At 62.9% G+C, this 26,302-nt stretch carries 22 protein-coding genes and 1 pseudogene; 10 read left to right on the top strand and 13 right to left on the bottom strand.

The window, feature by feature from the left end; genetic code table 11:
* The 3 genes and pseudogenes from ABX74_RS30225 to ABX74_RS25770 all read right to left on the bottom strand — a co-directional run.
* A pseudogene (locus ABX74_RS30225) lies at window positions 1-126 on the bottom strand (aspartate aminotransferase family protein); the annotation flags it as partial.
* Between the two features lie 41 nt (window positions 127-167).
* Window positions 168-1,646 (bottom strand): amidase, encoded by a 1,479-nt coding sequence (locus tag ABX74_RS25775; RefSeq protein WP_020971405.1) that lies wholly within the window; start codon window positions 1,644-1,646, stop codon window positions 168-170.
* A 137-nt stretch (window positions 1,647-1,783) separates the two neighbouring features.
* Window positions 1,784-2,893: a ring-opening amidohydrolase gene (locus ABX74_RS25770; protein ID WP_003946033.1), complete on the bottom strand. Its 1,110-nt coding sequence runs from the start codon at window positions 2,891-2,893 to the stop codon at window positions 1,784-1,786.
* Window positions 2,894-3,116: 223 nt separating this feature from the next.
* On the opposite strand from ABX74_RS25770, the gene upp reads away from it, so the two are divergent.
* From upp to ABX74_RS25750, 4 genes are all read left to right on the top strand, one after another.
* Window positions 3,117-3,740 carry a uracil phosphoribosyltransferase gene (upp, locus tag ABX74_RS25765; RefSeq protein ID WP_019746096.1) on the top strand — a complete coding sequence of 208 codons (624 nt, stop codon included), beginning with the start codon at window positions 3,117-3,119 and terminating at the stop codon, window positions 3,738-3,740.
* Between the two features lie 92 nt (window positions 3,741-3,832).
* Complete coding sequence (locus ABX74_RS25760) at window positions 3,833-5,530, top strand: PucR family transcriptional regulator (protein ID WP_003946020.1); 1,698 nt, start codon at window positions 3,833-3,835, stop codon at window positions 5,528-5,530.
* A 309-nt stretch (window positions 5,531-5,839) separates the two neighbouring features.
* Complete coding sequence (locus ABX74_RS25755) at window positions 5,840-7,066, top strand: CaiB/BaiF CoA transferase family protein (RefSeq protein WP_019746097.1); 1,227 nt, start codon at window positions 5,840-5,842, stop codon at window positions 7,064-7,066.
* Window positions 7,063-8,574: a carboxyl transferase domain-containing protein gene (locus ABX74_RS25750; RefSeq protein WP_020909751.1), complete on the top strand. Its 1,512-nt coding sequence runs from the start codon at window positions 7,063-7,065 to the stop codon at window positions 8,572-8,574. The genes ABX74_RS25755 and ABX74_RS25750 overlap by 4 nt, the downstream gene beginning before the upstream one ends.
* Window positions 8,575-8,670: 96 nt before the next feature.
* Here the strand turns inward: ABX74_RS25750 and ABX74_RS25745 are convergent, their stop codons facing one another.
* The 3 genes from ABX74_RS25745 to ABX74_RS25735 form a co-directional block, all read right to left on the bottom strand.
* Window positions 8,671-10,104, bottom strand: a complete 1,434-nt coding sequence (locus tag ABX74_RS25745; protein WP_020971407.1) for a uracil-xanthine permease family protein — start codon at window positions 10,102-10,104, stop codon at window positions 8,671-8,673.
* A gap of 148 nt (window positions 10,105-10,252) precedes the next feature.
* Window positions 10,253-11,896 carry a PucR family transcriptional regulator gene (locus ABX74_RS25740; RefSeq protein ID WP_047889998.1) on the bottom strand — a complete coding sequence of 548 codons (1,644 nt, stop codon included), beginning with the start codon at window positions 11,894-11,896 and terminating at the stop codon, window positions 10,253-10,255.
* Window positions 11,897-11,998: 102 nt separating this feature from the next.
* Window positions 11,999-13,114: an XdhC family protein gene (locus tag ABX74_RS25735; protein ID WP_020909752.1), complete on the bottom strand. Its 1,116-nt coding sequence runs from the start codon at window positions 13,112-13,114 to the stop codon at window positions 11,999-12,001.
* Window positions 13,115-13,396: 282 nt separating this feature from the next.
* Here ABX74_RS25735 and ABX74_RS25730 point away from each other — a divergent pair, with 282 nt between their 5' ends.
* From ABX74_RS25730 to ABX74_RS25720, 3 genes are read left to right on the top strand one after another with little or no spacing between them, the layout of a single operon-like run.
* A complete protein-coding gene (locus ABX74_RS25730) occupies window positions 13,397-14,584 on the top strand; it encodes a CaiB/BaiF CoA transferase family protein (RefSeq protein WP_020971408.1) in 1,188 nt (395 codons plus the stop codon).
* A 43-nt stretch (window positions 14,585-14,627) separates the two neighbouring features.
* The gene (locus ABX74_RS25725; protein WP_047889997.1) at window positions 14,628-15,287 is read left to right on the top strand and encodes a helix-turn-helix domain-containing protein; all 660 of its coding nucleotides are present in this window, start codon (window positions 14,628-14,630) and stop codon (window positions 15,285-15,287) included.
* Window positions 15,284-15,943, top strand: a complete 660-nt coding sequence (locus ABX74_RS25720) for an enoyl-CoA hydratase-related protein (RefSeq protein ID WP_047889996.1) — start codon at window positions 15,284-15,286, stop codon at window positions 15,941-15,943. The genes ABX74_RS25725 and ABX74_RS25720 overlap by 4 nt, the downstream gene beginning before the upstream one ends.
* Here the strand turns inward: ABX74_RS25720 and ABX74_RS25715 are convergent.
* Window positions 15,911-16,456, bottom strand: a complete 546-nt coding sequence (locus tag ABX74_RS25715) for a hypothetical protein (RefSeq protein WP_223258007.1) — start codon at window positions 16,454-16,456, stop codon at window positions 15,911-15,913. The genes ABX74_RS25720 and ABX74_RS25715 overlap by 33 nt on opposite strands.
* Before the next feature lie 97 nt (window positions 16,457-16,553).
* Between ABX74_RS25715 and ABX74_RS25710 the strand changes: the two genes are divergently transcribed.
* A complete protein-coding gene (locus ABX74_RS25710; protein WP_020909757.1) occupies window positions 16,554-17,285 on the top strand; it encodes a hypothetical protein in 732 nt (243 codons plus the stop codon).
* On the opposite strand, the gene ABX74_RS25705 is transcribed toward ABX74_RS25710, so the two are convergent.
* Both ABX74_RS25705 and ABX74_RS25700 read right to left on the bottom strand, forming a co-directional pair.
* The gene (locus ABX74_RS25705; protein ID WP_047889994.1) at window positions 17,277-18,668 is read right to left on the bottom strand and encodes an amidase; all 1,392 of its coding nucleotides are present in this window, start codon (window positions 18,666-18,668) and stop codon (window positions 17,277-17,279) included. The genes ABX74_RS25710 and ABX74_RS25705 overlap by 9 nt on opposite strands.
* Before the next feature lie 150 nt (window positions 18,669-18,818).
* On the bottom strand, window positions 18,819-19,130 hold the full coding sequence (locus ABX74_RS25700) for an ArsR/SmtB family transcription factor (protein ID WP_007735219.1): 312 nt from the start codon (window positions 19,128-19,130) through the stop codon (window positions 18,819-18,821).
* 91 nt (window positions 19,131-19,221) lie between these two features.
* On the opposite strand from ABX74_RS25700, the gene ABX74_RS25695 reads away from it, so the two are divergent.
* Both ABX74_RS25695 and ABX74_RS25690 read left to right on the top strand, forming a co-directional pair.
* Window positions 19,222-20,280 (top strand): SDR family oxidoreductase, encoded by a 1,059-nt coding sequence (locus tag ABX74_RS25695; protein WP_047889993.1) that lies wholly within the window; start codon window positions 19,222-19,224, stop codon window positions 20,278-20,280.
* Between the two features lie 142 nt (window positions 20,281-20,422).
* Window positions 20,423-21,721, top strand: coding sequence for a T3SS (YopN, CesT) and YbjN peptide-binding chaperone 1 (locus ABX74_RS25690; RefSeq protein ID WP_020909759.1), 1,299 nt, complete (start codon window positions 20,423-20,425; stop codon window positions 21,719-21,721).
* Window positions 21,722-21,743: 22 nt separating this feature from the next.
* Here the strand turns inward: ABX74_RS25690 and ABX74_RS25685 are convergent, their stop codons facing one another.
* From ABX74_RS25685 to ABX74_RS25670, 4 genes are all read right to left on the bottom strand, one after another.
* The gene (locus ABX74_RS25685) at window positions 21,744-23,933 is read right to left on the bottom strand and encodes a transglycosylase domain-containing protein (RefSeq protein WP_041815441.1); all 2,190 of its coding nucleotides are present in this window, start codon (window positions 23,931-23,933) and stop codon (window positions 21,744-21,746) included.
* 112 nt (window positions 23,934-24,045) lie between these two features.
* Window positions 24,046-24,255 carry a hypothetical protein gene (locus tag ABX74_RS25680; RefSeq protein ID WP_019746112.1) on the bottom strand — a complete coding sequence of 70 codons (210 nt, stop codon included), beginning with the start codon at window positions 24,253-24,255 and terminating at the stop codon, window positions 24,046-24,048.
* Between the two features lie 22 nt (window positions 24,256-24,277).
* A complete protein-coding gene (locus ABX74_RS25675; protein WP_019746113.1) occupies window positions 24,278-25,114 on the bottom strand; it encodes a carbohydrate ABC transporter permease in 837 nt (278 codons plus the stop codon).
* Window positions 25,111-26,286, bottom strand: a complete 1,176-nt coding sequence (locus tag ABX74_RS25670; protein ID WP_020971415.1) for a carbohydrate ABC transporter permease — start codon at window positions 26,284-26,286, stop codon at window positions 25,111-25,113. The genes ABX74_RS25675 and ABX74_RS25670 overlap by 4 nt, the downstream gene beginning before the upstream one ends.
* Window positions 26,287-26,302 lie beyond the last annotated feature (16 nt).

Genomic DNA, 26,302 nt, shown 5'->3' with positions numbered 1-26,302 from the left:
CGCATCCAGATACCGAGTGCCCTCGCGGTCCCAGATGTACGCGCCCTCACCGCGAGAGACGACAAACGCGCCGTTCTTCTCCACAGCGCCCATGTCCGCGAACCCGTGCCACAATGCCGAAGCCATCGTCGTTCTCTCCCAACTGGATACGTTCGAAATAGATTAGGTCAGTTCACGCGGAGTGCGGGAGGAAGAACCCGCTCGACCCACTGGGTTGCCTGCTCGAATGCGTAGGCGAGTTGGAGTACGTCCACGTCGGCTCCGTGCCGACCGATGATCTGGATACCCATGGGAAGCGAACGATCGTCGAAGCCGACCGGCATCCCCGCAACCGGAACCCCGGCCATCGTCCAGGGAACAACCGTCTCCATCCACCGGTGATACGTGTCCATCGACCGCCCGTCGACGGTCTCGGGCCAGTGAGTGTTCTTGTCGAAAGGAAACACCTGAGCACTCGGCGCGAGAATGTAGTCGTAGGTTTCGAACATCTTGGTAATGGCCGACAGCCAGCCGTTGCGGGCCTCCGCAGCCTTGGTCACGTCGAGTGCCGAGAGGGTGACCGCATGCCCGAGTTCCCACAACAGTTCGGGCTTCATCAACTCACGCAAACTCGGATCGTTGTACTGATCGATCAAACCGAGCTGCGCCCACCAACGCCATCGCAGGAACAGTTGCCAGATGTCCTCGGGTTTGAAGTCGGGAAGCGCAGCCTCGACGCGGCACCCCAACTGTTCGAAGACCTCGAACGAGGATTCGCACAACTCGAGAACTCCAGGTTCGGTTGCCAGGTAGCCGTTCCAGTCACCGACCCATGCGATCCGAGAGCCCTTCAGATCCCGTGCGAGGCTTTCGGTGAACACAGCGGGATTCTCACGAATCCCCAACGGTGCATAGGCATCCGGTCCCGCCATCGTGGAGAGCAGGTGAGCCACGTCGGTGACGGTTCGGCCCATCGGACCCACAACAGCGCCCTGAGCGATGAATCCCGTCTCCGGTATCCGACCCCAGGAAGGTCGAAACCCAACAACGTTGTTGAACGCCGACGGGTTTCGGAGCGAACCCATGTAATCGCTTCCATCAGCCACCGGCAGCATGCGAAGCGCCAACGACGCTGCTGCGCCTCCGCTGCTACCGCCGGCAGTGCGCGAATTGTCGTACGGCGACACCGTCGTACCCCACACCGGGTTGTACGTCTGGGATCCGAGCCCGAACTCCGGTGTGTTCGTCTTGCCGATCACGATGGCACCGGCAGACTTGATCCGCTTGACGAACAGGTCGTCCTCTTCGGCGATTCGATCCGCGAACATCGGCGACCCGGACGTGAACGGCAGACCCTTGGCTGCCGAAAGATCCTTCACCGCATGCGGAAACCCGTGCATCCAACCGAGATACTGCCCACTCGCCAACTGCGAATCACGCTCGCGCGCCTCCGCCGTCAATGCTTCCCGATCCCGCAATGCGACGATCGCGTTCACCGCCGGGTTATGAACTTCGATCTGGTCGAGGTAGCTGTCCATCACCTCGACACACGACACTTCACGCCTGCGTATCAGACCACTGAGCGTGACCGCATCGGCCATGACGAGCTCGCGATTCTCGGGCGCACCGGAAACGCTCTCGTCGACAGGGTCAGCAGCATGAACCATCGTGAATCCTTTCAAGCAGTGAAGTGGGTTGCGCCGGCAGAATCTCGGTCGGATTCGCCGCCACCGGCAACTGATTCGAGGACGAATTACCGGTGGCGGCGCGCGACTGTCGAAGTTTCCAGCGAGGTTCTTACCGGCTACTGACCGAGATCGACGATGGCGGCGACAGGGCCGCCACCCTCGGGGCCCTGATGCGCTGCCGAGACCGAGACGAACACTGCCGGATCACCGGTGACAGCTGCCGTGACTCCACCTACGCACGACTTGATCTGGCGGTGCCAGTGCACATCGGAGTCGTCGAGCATCGCATTACGACGGCCGCGGACCGTTCCGTCCTGGCTGGCCTCGCACTTCAAGAACACGTTGACGAGTTGACCGTCCAGGTCGCTCGAGTGCGGCCGCTCCGGAAGTTCGAGTCCGGCGTCACGGATCGCCGCCCAGATGCCGTCCTGGTCGAGCGGATCCTTCATCACGCTGTGGCCGATCCGGTAGCGTCCGCCGACGCCACGTGCGTTACCGACGACAACGATCTGAGCACGGTCCAACTCGACGCCGGACGAGCAGGATGCAACAGAGGAGAAGAGCTCGCGGCTGTGCATGACATCCTCGTCGGTCGGCATGTCGATTTCGCCGAGTGCAACCGCGATTCCGAGCGCCGTACCGCCGTTGGACAGGTCCATCGACTCATGAGTCTGTTCGGTCCACACGGTCTTGCCGCGACTCTTGGCGTCACGGATGGTGTGGATTGTCAGCAACGGAGTCTTGGTCTGTACGTAGTGCACGTCGGCGGGATCGGTGATGCCGGCATCGGCCATCGCATCTTTCACCGCCGCAGCTACTTTGGTGATCATCGCGGTACGACCGATGTCCTCGGGCAGCAACTGCTCACTCATGGCGACACCCACGGTCAGTCGCGGCTCGTCGGTCTTGGTGACCTTGTCTGCCGGTACCGTCGCGAAGATCGTCGCGTGCGGGCTGATCACACCGTCCGTGCCGCCTGACCAGACGATCGGCACCTCCGCCACCTCTTCGGGGCTGCGATTACCCTTGGCGGAGAGAACCTCTCGAAACGCTCGGTCCGCGATGATGCGCGTGTAGTCGTTGACGCCGCCGTTACCCTCGGTTTTGCCGATGACTGCAATGACGCGGTCGGCCTCGAGGACACCGTCGTCGATCAGCTTGGCGAGCTCACTGGCGTCGGAGACGCTGTGTAGCGGAACCTTACGGACCTCGATTGCTTCGGGCATTGGCATCTCCTTGTATAGGGAATCGTGGAGGCAAAATTGGGCCTTGACAGCTCCTGGCGCCCAGTCCAGCCGAGCGGTTCGGAACTGCCATGCCGACCACGCTATGACGACTCGAACCCTTCGGCATCGTCAATAGTTGCCCAAACGAAAACCACGATTGGTTATTTCGACTCCGATTCACCGGTTGTGCGCCGCCCCATCGGTTCTCACTTACGATTCGACCATGGACACCACTGTTGTCGACCATCCGCTGGCGGCATCGCTACTCACGACCATGCGCGACGCTCGCAGCGACAACGCGACATTCCGGTCCGCCTTGCGCAGACTGACCCATATGTTGGTCTACGAGGCCATGCGCGGCGCAGAAGTGGAACAGTTCGACATCGAGACGCCAGTTGCTCCGACGCTGGGAGTGCGACTGGCAAATCCGCCGCTCCTGGTACCGGTCTTGCGAGCGGGCCTCGGCATGGTCGAGCAGGCGAGTGCCCTCATTCCGCAGGCAGGTGTCGGTTTCGTGGGAATGGCACGAGACGAGAAGACACACCAACCGGTTCCGTATCTGGAGTCCCTGCCCGCTGATCTGTCGGGCACCCCCGTCTACGTCCTCGATCCGATGTTGGCGACCGGTGGATCCATCATCCGCACAATCGATCTGCTCATTGCACGCGGAGCCACCGATGTGACTGCAATATGTGTCGTCGTGGCTCCGGAGGGGATCGAAGCACTGAGGAACTCCGGACATCCAGTCAGGCTCCTCACTGCGAGCATCGACGACGGCCTGAACGAAAATGCTTTCCTGGTACCTGGACTCGGAGACGCGGGCGATCGCCAATTCGGACCACGGTAGTTGGCAGACATACGGAGAACCACTCATTTCGAGAGGCTATTTTCGTCAACTGTTGACAATGTTCGTCGCGTGATCGAGCGTAGTCTCGCGACATGGATAGATCTGCCAAATATTCGAGCGAAGAGCTTCAACATTTGCCAGAAGGTGGCGACTACAGACTGACGGTTCGGGATGTCCTCGAGCTACCCAGTCTGCGTGGAGCCGAAGTCCTTGCCGGGCACGGGGGCTTGCGCCACCTCGTTCAATCGGTGAACGTGATGGAAGTGCCGGACATCCTCGCTTGGGTGAAGCCGAACGAACTGTTGGTGACAACCGGGTTCCCGCTGCGCTACGGGCGAACCGGAGAGCTTCTCGACGATACAGATCTCAGCGACCTCGTCGACGGTCTCGCACGCCGAGGAGTCGCGGCACTTGCCGTGAAAACGGGCCGCTATCTCGACGAACTGCCGGAAGCCATGCTGCACATGGCAGAGCAGCGAGGGCTGCCGTTGTTGGTTCTTCCCGTCACCGCAGGATTCGACGAGGTGATCTCGGAGGTCTTCACCAAGTTGGTGGCGAAGCAGTCTGCGGCACTCGACATTGCCGATCGTCTTCACCGCTCGTTGACGTCGATCGTCTTGGAAGGTGGCGATCTACCCCAGATCGCCGCGGAATTCGCCGCGCTTTTCGACGTCAGCGTTCTCATCTGCTCGCCGGACGGAAGAGTGTTGACGGAGGCCGGAGATTCAGCCGCGCTGAACGCGCTTCCGTTGTTCGAAAGCACCGGTCGGTTCCTGACCGAACGGGTCGCTGTCGGTTTACAGAACGCGCCCAAAGGATTTCCTGGTCAGTTGGCGCTCACCCGGGTGGTGGCCGGCGGCACCGACCACGGCCGAATGGTCGCGTACGCCGGCACCCACGAACTCGGCGCAGTTGTCGTCCAAGCGCTGGAGCGAGCGGCCACCGTTGCTGCGCTGGCCGTCACCAAGCAGCTGGCAGTTGCGGCAGTGGAATCCAAATTCCGCGGCGACTTCCTCCGCGACGCACTGATAGGTGAAGCCGGCTCGCCGGCGGAAGTGAGCGCGCACTTCACCCAGTTGGGGTGGGATGTCACTCGTCCACTTGCCGTAGTGGTTGCAGAACTCGACGTCGATCACCCGGAATCCCAGCACGCGAATTCCACGCGCACGGACCAAGATCGACTCAGCGACGGCTGGCAACAAGTGGTACGCACCCACGAGCGGACGGCACCCTCCGTCGGGTTTCGACACGAGGTGGTCACGCTTTTCCCCACCAGCACCGACCGTGCGGTTCGGGACATCGAAGGGTTGGTGCGCAAGGTTGCCGGAGATCGCACCAGCGGCCGCCGCTCCTTCAGCACGGGAGTGAGCCGGGTGATCTACTCCCTGGCCGATCTACCTGCTGCCTACGACCAGGCCTGTACGGCCGTGGTCGTCGGCCGACGTATCAACGGGCCGGGCCAGATCGCGCACTTCGACGAACTCGGCGTACACCGACTCCTCTCGCTCCAGACGGACAAGAGCGAACTGCGTTCGTTCACCGATGACGTTCTGAAGTCACTGTCGGCGGACAACGCCGAAGCCGCAGATTTGCGTCTGACACTCCAGACGTTGCTCGACTGCAATTGCAATGTCGCCGAGGCGTCCCGGGCACTGCATATGCACTACAACACTTTGCGATACAGAATCGGAAAGCTGGAGAGCGTCGTCGGATCGTTCACCGACGACCCCGTCCTTCGATTGAACGTCTCACTCGCCCTGCAGGTCATGAAGATGCACGAAATGTCATGAAGATGCACCCAATGTCATGAAGATGCACCAAATAGGCTGACAGAGCGCCCTGATTACGGTTCGACACAACCGTAATCGCGCCGTGCGTTGAGCGTTCGTCACTTCTTACCCACCACTGATACCCGTCATCGGCAAGGTTACCCATGTGCCGTTGACCGGTGCGCGCTTACGGTTCGAAAGACGGGCCGCACATACCTCCTTCAGTGGCCCTGGCCGATTTCTCGGTCCAGCGGACCGGAGTCGACCGAACTACGGAGGCCTCAACCACCAACTGGCTCAGCCAATTACACCAGAACACGGCGGTGCGACATGAACTCGACTTCGAAGCCTCACAACACAAGTGCTCGTAGTGGTCCGCTACACGACGTGATTGTCGTCGACCTCACGCGCGCACTCGCGGGTCCTCACGCGGCAATGATGCTCGGCGATCTGGGTGCCGACGTGATCAAGGTCGAATCACCTCACGGTGGCGACGACACCCGTGGGTGGGGGCCGCCTTTTGTGGAGCCACCGCTGGAACCACCGAACACGCAACGGGAATCGACGTACTTCCTCTCCACGAACCGGAACAAGAAGTCGATCACGCTCGACCTCAAATCCGACAGCGGGCGCGCAACCCTCGAAGATCTTGTCTGCCGCGCCGACGTTCTCATGGAGAACTTCCGCACCGGAGTTCTCGATCGACTCGGATTCTCCACCGAGCGGCTGGCCGAACTCAATCCTCGACTGATCGTCCTGTCCATCAGCGGTTTCGGCCACGACGGCCCGGAAGGTGGTCGCGCCGGCTACGACCAGATCGCCCAGGGGGAAGCCGGACTCATGTCGCTGACCGGCTCGAATCCGGACGACGTTCAACGAGTCGGAGTTCCGATCGCCGATCTTCTCGCCGGGATGTACGGGGCGTTCGGTGTCGTTGCGGCTTTGAAGGAACGCGAACAGACGGGCAGAGGCCGTGTCGTTCGAACGTCTCTCTTGGCCAGCGTGGTCGGTGTTCACGCGTTTCAAGGAACGAAGTGGACCGTCGCCGGCGAGGTAGGCACAGCGCAAGGCAACCACCATCCCTCCATCGCACCGTACGGACTCTTTCGTACCGGCGATGGCGCAGTACAGATCTCGGTCGGCAGCGAAAGCCTGTGGAGAAGATTCTGCGAAGGGTTCGAACTCGATCCCGACGCCCCCGGTATGGCAACAAACGCCGAACGCGTCGAGAATCATTTCCAGGTCGTCGAATTGATCGAACGTACCTTCAAACCGTATTCGCGTGACGAGCTTCTGACCGAACTCGACCGCATCGGAATACCGGCAGGACGGGTTCGGACGATCTCCGAAGTGTACGAATGGGAACAGACCCGATCACAGGGATTGCTCGTCGACGTCGACCACAGCACGCTCGGCAACATCACTCTGCCCGGTCCGCCGCTTCGATTTTTCGATCCGGACGGAACCGAGGTGACGGAGACCCGGCACACGGCACCGCCGGTGCTCGGTGAAGACACTGACGAAGTCATGTCGTGGCTACAAGGATTCACCCGATGAACCGCCTGACGGCTCGCGACTTGCTCGACCTGGTGATCGATGCCGGCACCTGGGAGTCGTGGGATACCCCTCCGATCCCCGTCGCGACCGACTCCGATTACGCCGAAGCACTTCTGCGGGCGCAGGAGAAGACCGGGCTCGACGAGTCCGTCCTGACCGGAAGCGCCTCCGTCCGAGGCCGCCGTGTGGCAATCATCGTCTGCGAGTTCGGTTTTCTCGGCGGATCGATCGGCGTGGCGGCGGGCGAACGCCTCGTCGTCGCCATCCGTCGAGCGACGCAAGAGCAGCTGCCCCTTCTTGCGCTTCCCACCTCCGGAGGAACGCGTATGCAGGAGGGGACAACGGCATTTCTGCAGATGGTCAAGATCACCGCGGCGCTCATCAAGCACAAAGAAGCGCACCTGCCCTACATCGTCTACCTCCGAAACCCCACCACCGGAGGCGTATTCGCGTCCTGGGGGTCACTCGGTCACGTGACGATCGCGGAGCCAGGAGCCCTCGTGGGATTCCTCGGCCCCCGGGTGTTCGAGGCTTTGTACAACTCACCTTTCCCCGTCGGTGTCCAGACAGCGGAGAACCTTCACGAGCACGGACTCATCGATGCGGTGAGGCCGCCAGACCAGCTCGCCGAAATCGTCGACCGCGCATTGCGCATCATCACCTCGAGACGTCGTGGGTACTCGTTGCCGAGTGACCCGTGCTCGTACGATTGCCCACCCGATACGTCGGCGTGGGAATCCGTCGTCGCATCCCGACGCGAAGACCGACCGGGGATCCGGGAAGTGTTGCTCAATTCCGCCTCGGACATGCTCCCGCTCAACGGAACCGGCCAAGGCGAGAACGATCCCGGCATCATGCTCGCGCTCGTTCGCTTCGGCGACATGCCCTGCGTCCTTCTCGGACAGGACCGACGCGGGCAGACTGCTCACTCCCCACTCGGCCCCGGCGCTCTGCGGGAAGCTCGGCGAGGGATGCGGCTTGCCGCAGAGCTCGACCTGCCGTTGGTGACGATCATCGACACGGCAGGCGCGGCACTGTCGAAGGAAGCCGAAGAAGGTGGATTGGCCGGCGAGATCGCTCGGTGCATAGCCGACATGATTTCACTCGAGGTCCCCACCATTTCCCTCCTGCTCGGGCAGGGCACCGGCGGCGGCGCCCTGGCACTGATTCCGGCCGATCGAGTGCTGGCGGCCCGCCACGGTTGGCTCTCGCCCTTACCTCCCGAGGGGGCGAGCGCGATCATGTTCCACGACATCACGCACGCTCCGGAGATGGCGGCCGGTCAAGGGATACGGTCCTTCGATCTGCTCACGGGCGGCATCGTCGATCGGGTCATCCCCGAATTTCCCGATGCCGCGGACGAATCCGCCGCCTTCTGCACTCGCGTCGGAGCGGTACTGCACTACGAGCTGAGCGTGCTCAGTGCTACCGATGCGACTGAACGGCTCATCACCCGCACCGAACGCATCGACCGTATCGGCCTGGTCGAAGCCAGCACTGCCGTCTGATCGATCAGTACACAGAACACGCACACACCGCGAAAGGCCGGACATCCTCCAAGGAGGATGTCCGGCCTTCGACAATCGAGCACACTCAGCCAAGTGTCACGTGAGCTGCGGGGCGGGTTCTTCCCGTTCGCCGCCGGGAGCCTTCGAATCCGGTTTGTTCGGTTCCGGATTCTTCGCATTCAGCTCCGGGTTCTTCGAACCGATGAACTGGCACAGGTGGTACATCCCGATCACGACGATGGTGCCGAGCGCGATCCCGCTGAGCGAGAACGTGTCACTGAACTTCAGAGCCGTGTCGCCGATACCGATGATGAGGCCGGCCGCGATCGGCATGAGGTTGAGGGGATTGCCGAAGTCGACGCCGTTCTCCTTCCAGATCTTGGCGCCGAGCAGACCGATCATGCCGTAGAGCACCACGGTGATTCCGCCGAGAACACCGCCGGGCGTCGCCGAGATGACGGCACCGAACTTGGGGGAGAAGCCGAGCATCATCGCGACGATGCCGGCAACTGCGTAAGCGGCGGTGGAGTACACACGGGTCGCTGCCATGACACCGATGTTCTCGGCGTACGTCGTGGTGGGCGAACCGCCGACGCTGCTGGCGATAGCGGTGGCGAAACCGTCACCGGCGAGCGCGCGTCCCATGTACGGGTCGAGATCGTCGCCGGTCATCTCTGCGACTGCCTTGACGTGGCCGGCATTCTCCGCGATCAACGCGATGACACCGGGAAGAACCAGGATGATGAACGTCAGGCTGAACGACGGGGCATGGATGCCGACGATTCCGTTGGCCTCGTCCGAGAACGGGGGTAGGCCGAACCACGACGCCGACTGCACCGAATCCCAGTTGACGCGGAAGTGCTCGGTGATCTGACCAGTGCCTGCGTCGTACGAGGTGATCGTGCCCGAGACCCGGTCGAGGATCCAGGAGAGGACGTAGCCGAAGATCAGCGCCAGGAAGATGGCGATGCGCGCCATGAAGCCGCGTAGCGCGATACTCATGACGATCAGGGCCACCATGACGATCAGAGCCACCCACTGGTCCTGCGGCCAGTACAGCCCCGCGACGACGGGTGCCAGGTTGAATCCGATCAGCATCACCACTGCGCCGGTCACCACCGGGGGAAGAACCTTGAATACGACCCGGCCACCGAGGAAGTGGATCGCGATACCGATGGCTGCCAGGACCAGTCCGGACACCAGGATCGCGCCGGTCACCTCTGCGGACGTTCCGCCTTGGGCACGAATGGCGGCGATACCGCCGACAAAGGCCGCCGACGTACCGAGGTAGCTGGGAATGCGTCCCTTGACCACCAGCAGGAAGAAGAGCGTACAAAAGCCCGACATCATCACGGCAAGTTGAGGATTGAGCCCCATGATGATCGGGAAGACGAACGTCGCGCCGAACATCGACACCACGTGCTGGCTGCCCAGCCCGATGGTTCTTCCCCAGCTGAGCCGCTCGCCGGGAGCGACCACTTCACCCGGTCTGATGTTCTTTCCATCTCCGTGCAACGTCCAAATCGGCATGATGGGACCTTTCGTGCAGAGGAAGGTGTCCGAACGCTGAGTGTGCTCCAGCTCACAAAACACCGTGACTGGAGTGAAACGCTATTACAGCGCCGGGGTATCGACGTGATGACAATCTGCCAGAACCCACGGACCCGGATTGGCAATATTAGTGATTGATGCCGCGCATCGCGGTTATCTTCAGTGCTAGAGACAGATCCAGCCGTAGCTCGGGTTGCGCCGTGAAGGGTCCAAGCATTTTCTCCAGCTTAACGACCCTGTAACGCAGTGTGTTGTAATGGAAGTGGAGCTTGCGCGCTGTCTCGGCGATGTTGATGTTGGTCGCGAGCAAGACTTCCAATGTCTTGCGCATGTCCTGCGCTTCGGCAGTTTCCTCCGTCAGTTCCCGCAGTGTCTCCCGCGCGAACGTCTCCAGCTCGTTTTCGTCCTCGACCAGACTGAGCAGTCTGTACACACCGAGATCGTCGAACTGAGTCACCGTCCACGGACCGGAGATCCGGCGTCCGACGGTCAGTGCGGTGCGCGCCTGACTGTAGAGCGCGGGGACGGCGTCGATCGCCGCTGTCGGCCGGGACACCCCGACACTGAACGGCCTTCTCCCGCCGCCACCTTCACCGCGAACGACCGTGACGAGGTCCCGCACCAATGCCATCGTGTCGGTGCCGACGCCCATGACGATCACCGTCTCGCCCGTCAGCGCGGTCACCGCCGCACCGGGATCGCGGTGGGCGATCGCCCCGGAGAACGCCATCGCCTGGCGATCGACGACGGGCAGCCGAGCGGGCGCCGCAGAGGCCGGTTCGTCGATCGGGTCCGGCTCGATCGAGACGATCACCAGCGGGCGATCGAAGTCCCAACCGAACGTCTTGGCGTGGGAGACAACGTGATCGTGGTCCCCGGCCCGGCCGAGGAGCAGGTCGTGAACGAAGTTGGCGCGATGGCGTTCTTCCACCGACGCCACGGCCTGCTCACGGGTGATGACCAACGCGCACACCGACGCCGCTCGCTCGACCAGGTACTGGTCGTAACTCGTCATCTCGCGCTCACCGGTGAACAACGCGAGACGCCCGTGGTCGATGTGATTGGCGGAAATCGCGGACACCGCGATGAATTGACCGTCGAACTCGTGCAGACCCAACCCGCCCTCGACGGTGTCGGTCCGCAGACGACCGGTGGAATCGACGGCGGGACAGGCAGACAGATGCTTGCGCTCCGCGGCATCCCCGGCGCGGCAGATCTCGCGTCCGTCCGAGGTGGTGATCAGGGCGGCGCCCTTCATCTCCCGTGCGATGACCTCGGTCAATTGTGGGAGGCCGCCGCCGCCCATCACGACGTCGACCAGCAGCCGTCGCAAGCGCTCGGCCCCGAACATGGCGTCGACCTGGGCCGACTCCGTCTGCTCACGGTCTCTCGCCGCAGGGTGATCGCACGCACCGTGAAAAACCAGGAGCGGGAAGCCGGCGCTTTCGGCCGCGTCGACCAGTTCCGGCGCGAGAGTGTCCCCGTCTGCGCCGAATTGGACGGCGAGCGCTGCAACTCCGCGCGTCGACAACCGTCCGACAAATGCTTTGAAGGTTTCGGTGACCCGGGCGAGGGTTTCCGGCGTGGTGATCAGCAACTGTCCGTGTCGCAGCCACGGTCCGATGTCCGGAACCGCCATGAATCCCACCCGGGCTACCGTCGGGTCTTCGCAGCCGCCGGCGACCTTTCGAACACCAGGAAGGAGCGGGGTTCGAAGAAGTTCGGAGAGAACAGCATTCACCTCGGATGCCGGTACGGTCGGGTTTGCCACTTGGCAGGCACCTCGATTTCATTCGGATCACGGAAGATGGTTCACGAAAGAAACGATCCTATCCCCACCGAACACAAGATGTCCGAATTCAGCGCAGTCGACTCAGGCCGTTCGATGCAGGGCGGTCGGATTCTCCTGAGGTGGCGGGTGGATCGGCCCCTGCAGATCCCGCAGTTCCAAACCGGATGCATTGCGCAGGGTCTTGGTCATCTCGGCGAGGATCGACACTGCAGTCTCCTCCGGCGTCCTGGCGCCGAGATCCAACCCGATCGGTGAGTGCAGACGCCCCAACTCGGCGTCGGTAACGCCTCGCTCCTTCAACAGCGCCACCCGACGCTCATGCGTCGCACGACTTCCCATCGCGCCGACGTACGCAGCCGGCGAACGCAGCGCGATCTCGAGCAAGGGGATGTCGAACTTCTCGTCGTGAGTGAGCACGGCCAGGACGGTTTTGTTGTCGATCGGTGCGGTTTCGAGGAACTTGTGTGGCCACATCACGACCAGATCGTGGGCGTCGGGGAAGCGCGCCCGTGTCGCGAAGACCGGCCGTGCGTCCACGACGGTCACTCGGTAGCCCGCAAAGGCGCCCAACGTACACATCGAGGCGGCGAAGTCGATGGCTCCGAAGACGTACATCCTCGGTAGCGGCGCGAAGATCTCGACCAGCAAGTCGTGCTGCGAATCGATGAGAGTTCCCGCCGGCGCGACAAAGGCTACGGACTCACCGGTGTCCATCGTGCGCAACAGGATGGAGACCTCGTCCTCCGTGGCATCCAGATCCCCGCTGCGTCGGCCGTGCTCGACGACGAGGTGCCGCGCCGGCGCTCCCGGACGCACTTCGGTGACCACGACGACGGGCGTATCGGCCTCGATTCGTTCACAGACCTGACCGAACTCGGCGAAATCGGCTCCGACGGCCTGGACAAACACTTCGATGGTTCCGCCGCAGGTCAGCCCTACTCCGATGGCGTCGTCGTCGGAGACGCTGAAGACCTCGACGCGGCTGGTGCCGTCGGCGAGAACCTCCTGGGCGATCTCGTACAGCGCACTCTCGATGCACCCGCCCGAGACGCTGCCGACCACCTCGCCGGAGCGTGAGACGGCCATCGAAGCACCGGGCATGCGCGGTGAGGATCGCCAGGTACGGACAACCGTCGCCAGTGCAAAATCCTCGCCGCGGGCGTGCCACTGCGCCAGCTGAGTGGAAATGTCGCGCATCGCCTCGCCTCCCGCTTGCATCGCCGTCCGTAGAGAGTTCACGGTATCGGCCCACCGCAATCCTGCCTGTCACACAATGCGCCTAAATCCGGGCCCTGCAGTTGTGCAATGTCGCCGTCGCATCACCTTGCGCTCTCGACCAGTGTTGTCACCGAGCCCAGCCGAAAGCAGGCCTGACCTTCATTCTTCCCCTCTCCGACGATCACTGCAGCGGTAATTCACGCAGATGGTGCGACGGATCGAGTGGGCGACGTTGCACACCACAGAACCGAGGTTTCTCCCATGGACCAATTGCTCAGCGGTATCAAAGTTCTCGACCTCACCCGCGCTCTCGCGGGCCCTCTGTGCACGTCGCTGCTCTCGGACTTCGGCGCCGACGTGGTCAAGGTCGAAACCCGTGGCTCCGGCGACAGTTCGCGTCAGTGGCCGCCGTTCGACGGCGATCGAAGCCTCTACTTCGCTTCCGTGAACCGCGGCAAGAGGTCGATCGCCATCGACATGCGCAGTGACCGCGGGCGGAAACTGCTTCGCAGCCTGGCCCTCGACGCGGATGTGCTGGTCGAGAACTTCCGTCCGGGAGTGCTGGCCGACATGGGGCTCGATCCCGATTCGCTCGAGCAGGAGAATCCGGGTCTCGTCGTGATGAGCATCAGTGGTTTCGGCCCGGTGGGCCCGGACCAGTTCGCGCCCGGACTCGATCAGGTGGCCCAGGGCATGTCCGGGTTGATGTCGGTCACCGGCGCCGGGGAACAGACCCCGATGCGGGTCGGTATCCCCATCATCGACACGGTCTCGGGCATCTACGCGGCGCTGGGTATCACGGCGGCGTTGGCTTCGCGCGGACGCGATGGTCGTGGGCACCGCGTGCAGACCTCGTTGCTGGAATCCGCGATCTCGATCATGACCTTCCAGGCGCAGGACTACCTGAGCACCGGGCGGGTGTCGACGCCGAACGGCAATACGCACCCGACGATCACGCCGTACGGCGCTTTCGACACTGCCGACTTCCCGATCAACATTGCCACCGGCTCGGACAAGCACTGGATCGCGCTGTGCTCGGTTATCGGCGACCCCGATCTCGCCTTCCGTGCCGAATATGCCACGGGTAAAGAACGTTTGGCGCACCGAGACCAACTGACCAAAGAACTCGAGGACCTACTGACCACGAAGGGCGCCGCACAGTGGATCGCCGAGATCCGCGGTGCCGGAATCCCCTGCGGCCCGATTCATTCGATCGATCAGGTGTTCTCCGACCCGCAGGTCGAGGCATTGCAGATGGTCGAGCAGACCCAGAGCGCCGACGGAACATCGATTCCCGTTGTCCGCGGACCGTTCTGGGTGGACGGCAAGACCCTTCCCGTCAGGAATGCGCCACCCATGACTCTCGGCGGTGACGCCGACGGCGTACTCACCGACTTCGGCCTGCGCCCGGAGGAGATCGAGGATCTTCGCGCAAATTCGGTGATCTGACCGCACACTAGTAACAGAGCAGACGCTCTGTTACTGTGCGTTCATGCCTCGGCCACGCGTCCACGATCTCGACACGCTGCTCGACGCTGCCGAAAAACTTGCCGCCACTGCCGGGCCGAGCGCTGTCACGGTCAGGGCGGTCTCCGACGCCACCGGTGTATCCAACGGGGCGATCTATCACGCATTCGGCTCTCGCAGTGGACTGGTCGGTAGCGCGTGGCTGCGTGCCGCGCAACGATTTCTCGCGCTTCAGCAATCGAGAGTGGACGACTCTCTCGCGGACCCCGCGCCGACCTCCGCGGTTTCCGCCGTCGTCGCAGCCGCCGAAGTTCCGGCCGTCTTCGCGCTCGACTACCCACAATCCGCGTTGCTGCTGCTGACGATTCAGCGCGACGAACTGCTCGGCACCGACGTCCCTGCCGACATCGCCGAGAAACTCACACAACTCGACCGGTCTCTGGTCGACTTGTTCATCCGGTTGTCGACCGCGCTCTGGGGCCGCAAGGACGGCCGAGCCGTCGAAGCAATCGAAGCCTGTGTTGTCGGCCTGCCTACCGGACTGCTCATTCATCCCGCCAAACGCGCCGACGGTTGGCGAGTCCCCGACGCCGCAGCGCGCGCGCGGTTGGATGCCGCCGTTCGAGCGGTTCTGCATCTCGACCCACCACTGCCCAAGCCCCGCAACAGGAAAGGCCAATCATGACCGCAACTCTGCGCTTCGAAGACAAGATCGCCGTTCTCGATCTCGGCGAGGACGAGAATCGATTCTCGCCGGATTGGCTCGATTCCGTCGACAAGCTGCTCGACCAGGCTTTAAGCGAAGGCGCACATGCCCTGGTCACCACGGCGACGGGCAAGTTCTACTCCAACGGACTCGACCTCGACTGGCTGGGCGCGAACGGCGACAAGGCGAAGTGGTATGTGCAGCAAGTCCAGTCGCTGTTCACCCGGATGCTGACGTTCCCCATGCCCACCGTCGCGGCGATCAACGGCCACGCCTTCGGAGCGGGCGCCATGCTCGGCATCGCGCACGATTACCGCGTCATGCGCGATGATCGCGGCTACTACTGCTTCCCGGAGGTGGACATCAACATCCCCTTCACCGAAGGAATGGCAGCTCTCATCCAGGCCAAGCTCAGCCCGGCGTCGGCAATCGTCGCCATGACCACGGGGCGGCGATACGGCGGAAGTGACGCATTCGCAGCCGGTTTGGTGGACTTCACCGCTTCCGTCGACGCTTTGACCGCCAAGGCCATCGAAATGGTTGCGCCGATCGGCCCGAAGAATGCGGGCACGCTGGGGGCAATCAAGTCGACGATGTTCGCTTCAGTGGTCACCGCTCTGAACACCGACAGCTAAGAGCGCTGGACTGCGTTCTCGCAGAGCCGCTTCCAGATCATCGGCAACACTTTCGGGATCGCGGCCTTCTGTGCTCAGAACCACGTCGACCCCACTGAGCGTCGGCATCGAACCGGCCAGCAGTTGTGACGCTTCCACCAGACCGTCGAGCCCGGCCCAGCCGGCCGGTTCACGTTCGACGATTCTGGTGCGCAACGTATCCGGATCGGCCTCGAGGCGCGCCAGCAGGTGCCCCTCGGCGCCGGTCGCGGCCAGCAAGGCATGCCCGTAGTCGTCGTCTTCGACGGTCGCCGTGAGGAACAGGAGTTCGTACCCCGCTTCCTGGTACGACGCGCACAACATCCCGACGTGTGCGATTGCCCGCTCGGTTCCCAGCGGCGGGTAGCACCGCTCGAGTTCGTCCACCTCGATCATCGCGTTGCTCACCCCGGCCTCGCCGAGTCGATCGTGAAGCGCGGTCAGCACGGAACTCTTCCCCGCGCCCGGCGGGCCTGTCAGCAGTAGTACGAACACGTCCTCCACTATTCCAGAGCCTTGTGCAGGCGCGGGGCGGCGAGAAGGCTGGAGAAGACAGATTGACGTGCACAACAGCCCTGATCGGAGCACAGCGATGACCACCACGATCACCGAAATCGCGCCGGACATCTACCGACTGTCGACCTTCGTGGACGAAGCGAACCTCACGATGAACCAGTTTCTCGTCGACGGCGAGGAACCCTTGCTCTTCCACACCGGGCAGCGAGCGTTGTTCACCTCGGCTTCCGACGCACTCTCCACGCTGATCGACATCGACCGTCTGAAATGGATCACGTTCGGTCACGTCGAGGCCGACGAGTGCGGGTCCATGAACTCCTGGCTTGCGGCGGCCCCCGAAGCACAAGTGGCGCACGGCGCGATGGGGTGCTTCGTTCAGGTCAACGATCTGGCCGATCGGGCGCCACTTCCCTTGCAGGACGGCGACGTACTCGAAACCGGCAGGCGCCGCGTTCGCCACATCGACACCCCGCACGTCCCGCACGGTTGGGACGCGGGCCTGATGTTCGAGGAGACGACGTCCACGCTGTTCTGCGGAGATCTCTTCACTGCGTTCGGGCACCACCCCGCGACTACCGAGCACGAAATCGTCGGTCCCGCTTTGGAAGCCGAGGACTTGGGCCACGCCACCTGCCTCACCCCGGATCTCGAACCCACGATCCGCGCCCTGGCCGACCTCGAGCCGCGGATTCTGGCTACCATGCATGCACCGACGTACTACGGCGACTGCGTCACCACGCTTCACGACCTGGCCGACTCGTACGCAACACGTTTCGCAGCCGAAACCGAAAGATGGAAGTCAGACTAGAGCTTGCGCATTCGACGTGATTCGCGCCGCCACGGACAGCGCAACGTGCTCGTGGAACGGCCGCGCCACCACTTGCACTCCGACCGGTAAACCGTTGCGGGAGAGTCCTACCGGAACCACGACCGACGGAAGGCCGAGCACACTGATCGCCCGGCAACTCGCGAGCGCGTCCATCCACGTGAGTTCACGACCGCCCACCTCGAAGCTCTCCACACCGAGCGGCGGAGCGAGCACCGACGCAACCGGCAGAATCAGCACGTCGCCCATCTCGCCGAGGAAGTCGGCGATCAACATCGCACGATCCGCCCACAGCGCTTCCACCTCGGCTGAACTCCGATCATGGCCTGCGGCAAGCATGGCAGTGATGTCCGCGTCGAAAGAGTGCGCTGAACCTGCGGTGAGAGAGTGGATGTCCGCATGGGTCTCGACCGATCGCAACGCGCCGAAAAGCGCGTTGGCCCGCGGCAGAGCCAGACCGTCGTACTCACTCGCGTCCAGGTTGTTCGCCACCGAGCGAACCGCCGACAGGATTTTTTCGTCGACAGGCATGGTCCCTTCGCCGGGTGCCCAGCGGATGTCGAGGTGTTCGACGTCGACCGAGTCCGGCTCGGTCCACGAGAAATGCGGCTTCGACAGGACGCGCAGCGCAAGCGTCGCATCACCGAGGTTGCGGGCCAGGGGGCCGATGGTCTGGATCGTGCCGTGCATCGTCGCCGGATTGGCGAGTACCCGTCCATCCGAAAGCACGCCGGGGTATTGCCCTTCAGGGTCGATACGGCCGAGCGTCGGGCGAACCGAAGTGAGCCCGGTGCAGTGGGCGGGCCAACGCACCGAACCACCAAAATCCGTACCGAGTCCGAGCACGCTCATTCCGGCAGCAACCGACGCGGACTCGCCGCCACTCGATCCGCCGGGGGACCGGACGACGCCGTCCGGTCGCACCGGGCTGGCCGTGGTTCCGAACAATTCGTTGCGAGTCAGGCCGCACGCGCCGAATTCCGGCGTGTTGGTCTTGCCGATCAGGATTGCGCCGGCAGCCTTGAACGCTGCAACGGCCGGGGCGTCGACGGCCGGTATGTTGTCCGCCAGAGTGCGAGAACCGGCGGTGGTACGCACGCCGGCAGTAGCGATCAAGTCCTTGACCGTGAACGGAACCCCGGCAAGGGGGCCGAGTGTCTCGCCGAGAAGGCGACGTTCATCCAGGTTGTCTGCGGCCGCACGCGCGTCCTCGGCGCACACGGTGACCAGTGCGTTGAGCTCGCCGTTGCATTCGTCGACCCGTGCGAGATGATCTTCGACGACGGTCCGCGCCGACGCCTGACCCGACCGCACGGCCTCGGCGATGGATCGGGCATCACGGCCCACCCAGCTCTCACGACTCATCGCATGCCTCTCCTCGCCGGACTCCTCTGCCGAGCGTAAGGACCGCGAGCAACCCGAGAAACGACCACAATGCACATACCGACAGCTCCGGCGATGTGAGGTTTTGCCACAACGTCCGCGGTTCCGGAGGGATCGGTCAGGTGCTGGTACCTACAAGCCCTGCCTGATGAATGCAGCAAGCTTCTCGATCTGTTGCTCGTTTCGTTTGTAATGCCTCCACTGGCCGATTCGTGTGGTGGTGACCAGATCCGCAGCCTGGAGTGCGGCCATGTACTGAGACGCAGTCGACTGCGACACCTTCGCCCTCGCTTGTATGTGCTTGAGGCACACTCCGACCTCCTCGGCAGGCTCGAGCTGAGGGGGAAAGCTCCCGGGGTCTTTCAACCACTGCAGGATTTGTACACGCATCGGGTTGGCCAGCGCCTTGAACGCCGTTTCCCACTCGGTTGTTGCGTCTTCCATGCTCGAGATCATACCGCTAGATCGCGAAATGCCGATATATATGGTTCACTCCCTATATCGCAACATCGCGATATTCCAATGGGAGGCTGAAATGGTGCATCACAATAAAGTCGCACTCGTGGTCGGAGCCCGAGGTGTGATCGGTGGGAACTTGATCGATCACCTCGAATCAACCGGCGAATGGAAGATCATCGGACTCTCGCGCCGAGGCGGCACGAACACCGACCGGGTCGAACACATCGCAGTCGACCTGCTCGATCCTTCCCGGGCTGCAGCGGCACTGAGCGGACTGGACGACGTCACCCACGTCTTCTACGCCGCCTATCAAGACCGCCCGACATGGGCCGAGCTGGTTCCGCCCAACTTGGCGATGCTGGTCAACACTCTCGACGCCATCGAACCCGTTGCCGGCGGACTCGAGCACGTCAGCCTGATGCAGGGCTACAAGGTTTACGGGGCACATCTCGGACCGTTCAAAACTCCGGCCCGCGAGAGCGATCCACCGCACATGCCACCCGAGTTCAACGTCGACCAACAGCAGTTCCTCGAACGCAGGCAGCTCGGCAAGTCGTGGACGTGGTCGGCGATCAGACCCTCGGTCGTCTCCGGATTCGCGTTGGGCAACCCGATGAACCTCGCGATGGTCATCGCCGTCTACGCGACCATCTCGAAGAAACTGGGTGTCCCACTCCGGTTTCCCGGCAAACCCGGCGCGTACACCAGCTTGATCGAGATGACCGACGCCGGACTCCTGGCCGAAGCAACGGTCTGGGCCGCGACCAATCCCGAGTGCGCAAATCAGGCGTTCAACATCAACAACGGCGACCTGTTTCGCTGGCAGGAGATGTGGCCGAAGATCGCAGCCTTCTTCGACATGGACGTCGCACCTCCGCTCCCGATGTCCCTCGATGTCGCAATGGCGGACAAGGAGTCGGTGTGGGATGAACTCGTCGAGGAACACCAACTTGCTCGGACCCCGTATTCCGATGTCTCGTCCTGGGGGTTCGGTGACTTCGTATTCGGATGGGACTACGACTTTTTCGCTGACGGATCGAAAGCTCGGCGGTTCGGATTTCACCGCCACGTCGACACCGAAGCGATGTTCCTCGACATCTTCGCCAATCTGCAGGCTCGGAAGATAATTCCCTGACTGGAAACACGGTCGCTTCGGATACTACGAACACTGTCACTGTCGGACCCCGGGACTACCGTCGTAGGCGGGGTTTGAAAAGCAGGGGTTTCGGCGAGTCGTCGGTAGGGCCCCATGCGCCCCCCGGACCAGAGGAGCGACGATGTCGGACAATACTTTCGATCTGGAAATCCTGAGTGCCTGGACTACTTTCGAGACTCATCTCGCTCGCTACATCTCCGTGATGGAGGACGACGACACTCTCGTGGTGGAGTCGCATTACGACAGCATGGACGAACTGGCAGACGCACCCGCGTGCATCCAGTTCTTCGCGTGGAACCAGACCTCCGTGCGCTGTGAAGTCCCTTCCAACAGGTTTCTGCATCCACTGCGGATGCTCGAACCGGAAGATCACTCCGCGCTGCTCGACATGGGGTTCAGCGCTCCCGATCTGTGCGAGCACGAGCCCGAGGGCAACGGGTCCATGTCCTTCTACATCGACGTCGACCGCACTCGTCCCGAGGAACTGGTGACCAAGGTGTTGCGTGTCTTCCGCGAGATGTGGAGCATTGCGCACCCGTCATTCCTGCGTGCCAGCACCAGTGGACGCGAGTCGACGCCGGCGTTCGCCACGACGCCGTCGCACGCTCCCTCGGGTTCGGGTGACATGCTGCGGATCCTGGTCGACGGGGCCGTCGAACGCCTTCTCGGCCATCCACCCAAGCGTGACGACGACGGCGACATCCCGCTCGTCCGCGGTGAGCAGGTCACCTATGTTCGTGTCCTCGAGGACGACGAGTACGTGGAGGTGTTCTCGCGGGTCGTGCATTCGGTGGAGAACGTCGATAACGCTGCTGTTGTTCTCGCCCAGCTCAATCGGCAGTGGCCGACCATCAAACTCATTCTCGTCGAGCAGAGTGTGCTGGGCGTGGTCCGCGTAGACGGCGCACCCTTCGTCGCCGAGCACCTCCTGCGGGCTCTGCGCTCGTTCGCCGAATTGGCCGAAGCATCCGACGAACTCGCCGAAGAACTGGGCGGGCAACCCATTCGCGCTACCGGAGACACCGCCTTCAACGACGGGATGGCCTCCGAGCACGAAGATCCCGGTGCCGAATACGAATCACACGAGTGCCACGAATTTCCTCCGGCGCTCATGGCGCTCCTCGAACTCGACGCGGACGGAACGGGCGAGCTCAGCGCCGAAGAGGTTGCCGTGATCTGTGAGCACGACCGCGACACCATTCTCGACTACCTGAGGATCAGCCAGGAGCAGGAGACGGCCTGGCACGAGGCGTTGACCGAGTCCATCCGGCGCAAGGACGACGACACCGACCTGTGTGCGGGCGAAAAGCGCGCGTGGACGCACGCGATTCGCAACCTCAGGCGCGGACTGCGCGTCGTCGTACTTCCCGCCAAGGATGCAGCGCCGACCCAGCTCGGTCTCTTCGACGATCAGGCCTGAGAGCCGGAAATCGAGCGCTGTGTCAGCCCGGTAGCGGGATGACGATGCCAGGCAAGATCTCGATCTGACGCGGCAACTGGGGAAGCTGCGGCACTTCGATCGGCGGCAGGCCGGGCACCTCGATGGGCGCTGGGGGAGCGGCCGCGCCCGTCGTGGGCGTGCCCGTCCCGTCACCCGAGGTCACACCGGAGTTGGCGGGAACGCCGGCCTGCCCGCCGATGGGATCGGGCCACGGGAAGCTCTCCCAGTCGGAGCCCTTCAACGCGCCGTCCATCGTGCTCTTCCAAATGTCCGCAGGCACTCCGGAGCCGTAGATCAAGCCGCCGTAGGAGTTGGTGATGGCCTGAGCGTCGGAAGTTCCGATCCACACCGCGGTGGACAGTGACGGCGTGTAACCGACCATCCACGCATCCTTGTTCTGCCCCGTGTCACCCAACTGCGCGGTGCCGGTCTTGGCAGCAGACGGGCGTCCACCGGCGAGCGCGTGACCGTTCGAGTACGACGCGATCGGCAGCATTGCCTGCGTGATGTTGTCGGCAACGGCAGCATCGAGACGACGCTCACCGGGAGAGACCGGGCGATCGAGCAGGACTTCACCTTCGGCCGTCACGACCTTCTGGATGAAGTGCGGCTGCTGGTACACACCGGAGTTGGCGAGCGTCGCATACGCGGATGCCATGTCGATAACACGAGACTGATACTGGCCGAGCACGATTCCGTTCTCCGGCGGACCACCCTCCTGTGTGAGCGTCGGGTAGTCGAGTCCGGGAATCTGTTCGGGGATGCCGGCCAGATGGGCGGCGTCGGCGATCTTCTGGGCACCGTTCTCCATCGAGAGCATCAACCGGTAGAAGCTGGTGTTCAGCGAACGCTTGAGTGCCTCGGCGATGGTGCATCGACCACAGGATTCGCCGCCGACGTTTCCGATGGTCACACCGTTGATCGTGAGCGGTGAACTGTCGAACCGTGCGGACAGCGGAATGTCTTCCATCAATGCTGCGACCAGGCCGAAGACCTTGAACGCTGAACCGGTCTGCAGCGGCGCCTGGGCGTAGTCGAATCCCGCTCCGTCGTCACCGCCGTAATAGGCGTCGACGCCACCGGTCTTGGGGTCGATGGACACTACTGCGGTCCGCAGGTCTTCCGGTTCACCGTCGAGATTCCGCTTGACGGCGCCAAGCGCAGCTTCCTGCGCAACCGGGTCGATGGTTGTCGTGATTTGCAGACCAGCGGTGTTCAGCGTCTGGTCGCTGATACCGGCCTCGGCCAGTTCCTTGAGTACCTGAGTCTTGATGTGGCCTTCGGGTCCGGGCGCCTGGTTCAGATCGGTCGGCCGATTGGCGGGGGCGACAGCCGGGAACTGCATCGCGTCGCGATCCGTCTTGGTCAGGCTGCCCAGTTCCACCATGCCGTTGAGAACGTAGTCCCAGCGCGCTTGCAGCGCGGACAGATTGGTCTCGGGGTCCAGGAACGAAGGGCTCTGGATGACGGAAGCGAGAACTGCGCCTTCCTCGACGCTCAGCTCACTGACCGGCTTGTCGAAGTACGCGTTCGACGCGGCGGCGATGCCGTAGGCACCGCGACCGAAGTAGATGGTGTTGAGATACGCGGCAAGAATGTCGTCCTTGGACCATTCGCGCGCCATCTTGGCGGAGATGACAAGCTCACGCAGCTTCCTGTCGATACTGCGCTTGTCACCGACCAAGACGTTCTTCACGTATTGCTGAGTGATCGTCGAGCCACCGCCGGCGCTTTCCTTGCCCATCACGTTGTCTCGGGCAGCGCGAGCAAATCCGGAGATCGAGAAGCCGGGGTTGGTGTAGAAGTTGCGATCCTCCGCCGAGAGCACCGAATCGCGGACGTGAATCGGGATGGCCGACAACGCGACCTCGGTGCGGTTTCCCTCCGCCGGCACCACCTTGCCGAGCACGGTCGTGCCGTCGGCCATGTAGATGGTGGACACCTGATTGGTCTGCATGTCCGAGGGGCGCGGGACATCGGTCCGGCTGTACGCGACAGCAAAAACCGACGCAGGCACGATGATCATCAGGAGCACGAGAACGTAGATGGTCCGCCGGACGTACCGCCACTTGGAGCGCTGCTTCTTCTCCGGCTTGGCCGACTTGCTCGACCGTGGGGAATTAGCCGACTTGCCCGATCGAGCCGACGACTGATCGCCACCCGTCGCACTCGATCTGTTCGATGGACTCACTCAACACTCCCGGTCGTGGATCCGGACTTACCGGCACCATTCCACCAGGGTGATATCTCGATCAGATAACTCCCGGCAACTGCGATACCGAAATGTCACCCTACCGGGCTGGCTACTCGCGACGTTCTGCTCGGACCGCGTTCCGATATCCGCGGAACGCCAGCCCGAGAGCGACGACGCAACCGAGCAGCACCAAAGACGGCATCACGCCGGGGTCGCCCTTGACGATCGCGACCACAGCGCCGATCAACGCCATGAGGGCGAAGACCGAGATGAAGCCGGCGATCAGCTCCATGCGCTGGGCGCGCGAAGCCCGCCTCATCGAAACCGCGCGCAGGCGCGCATCACGACTTGACGCCGCCTGCGGTCAGACCGGCGATGATGCGTCGCTGGAAGATGAGAACCATGATGACCAGCGGGATCATCACAAGGGTTCCGCCGGCCATGATCGAGGTGTACGGCGTGACGAATGGGTCGGTTCCGGAGAATTTGGCCATCGCCACCGTGACGGGCGCGGTTTTGTCACTCGAGAGTTGCAGCGAAAGCAGGTACTCGTTGACCGTTGCGATGAAAGCCAAAATCGCGGTGGTGAACAGGGCCGGCGCGGCGAGCGGCAGCATGATCAGACGGAACGCCTGGCCACGGGTGGCGCCGTCGATACGCGCCGCTTCTTCGAGCTCCCACGGAAGTTCGGAGAAGAACGACGTCAGCGTGTAGACCGTCAGCGGCAGCACGAACGAGATGTTCGGGATGATCAGCGCTTTGTAGCTGCCGATCCAGCCGATGTCGGTGAACAACTGGAACAGCGGGGTCACGAGAGCGACGACCGGAAACATGGACGCGCCGAGGATGATTCCGGTGACGAAGTATTTGCCACGGAAATCGAATCGCGAGAGCGCGTAGGCGGTGAACACACCGATGACCAAGGCGATCAGCGTGGTCGCGCCCGCGATGATGAGGCTGTTCATCAGTGCCCGGGTGAAGTTCACCTTCGCGTCGGGATCGAGCGCCGCGGTGAAGTTGGACAGCGTGAGATTGGTGGGCCACAGCGACGTCGAGAACGTGTCAGCCGGGTCGCGCAACGCCGTCACGATCATCCAGTAGCAGGGAGCGAGTCCCCACACGATGATCAGTACGACGCCGATGTAGGTGCCGATCTTGCCGCGTAGTGCCTTGTTCATACCGGCTCCCCCTTCCGCTGCTTTTCCTGCGTGCTGACCGCATTGGCTCCGAGGAATCGGACCAGGATGAAGGCCACAGCGAAGATGATGAGGAACGTGATGGTGGACAGGGCCGACGCCGAATTGGCGCCGACGCGCATCTGATCGACCACCAGAACCGAGATGGTGGAGGTGGCGGGATTGGATCCCATCATGATCGCGGGCAGGTCGTACATGCGCAGCGCGTCCATCGTGCGGAAGAGCACGGCCACCATGAGTGCGGGCTTGACCAGCGGAAGCGTGATCATGCGGAATCGCTGCCAGGCCGTCGCGCCGTCGACCTTGGCGGCCTCGTAGACGTCGGCGGGAATCATCTGCAGACCCGCGAGAATCAGCAACGCCATGAACGGCGCGGTCTTCCAGACGTCGGCGACGACGATCGCGAATCGTGCCGGCCAGGGATCCGCCGTCCACAGGATGTTGGTGCCGAGGATCTTGTTGGCAATGCCGTCGTTGGCGAAGATGAAGAACCAGAGCTTCGCGGTGACGGCGGTGGGGATGGCCCAGGGAATCAGCACGGAGGCGCGGAGCAAACCGCGGCCGCGGAACGTCTTGGCCATGATCAGCGCCATCGACAGACCGATCACCGTCTCGAGCAGGACGGTGACGACGGTGAAGCCGAACGTATTTCCGATCGACTGCCAGAACTGCGATCCGAGCGTGCCGGGCGGGCAGGGAATCGAGCCGTTGGCGGTGTTGCAGGACTGGGTGATCCAGTTCTTGTAGTTCTCGAACCACGTGAACTGACCGGTGACGAACATGCCGGTCTCGGGGTCGAGCTTCTTGCCGTCGCTGTGCATCGACATCCAGATCGCTCGTCCGAGCGGATACAGAATGATGACGGCGAGAACGATCAGCGACGGTGCGACGAACGCCCACACCGGAACTCGTCGACGCTTCTTCGGCTTGTCGGCCGACGCAGGCGGGGGCGAGGTCGGTGGGGGTGGAGTAGCTGCAAGGTCAGGCAGAACCTTGGTCAGGGATGTCCCTGCTGCCTCGGATGCCGACGGCTCTTCTAGCGGTTCCGGTGCACGGTGTCTCCCACCAACGCCCGAACGGTCGGGACCGGTTGAACCGGCCCCGACCGTGGGGTTGGTAGGCACAGCCGCGGAAGGATCCTGCGGTTCTGCCATTGCTTATTGCTCCTGG

The organism is Rhodococcus sp. ARP2 (assembly GCF_001029585.1).
GTDB classification, from domain to species: domain Bacteria; phylum Actinomycetota; class Actinomycetes; order Mycobacteriales; family Mycobacteriaceae; genus Rhodococcus_F; species Rhodococcus_F erythropolis.
The sequence above is the reverse complement of the archived record's forward strand: the minus strand, read 5'-3'. Positions and strand labels throughout refer to the sequence as shown.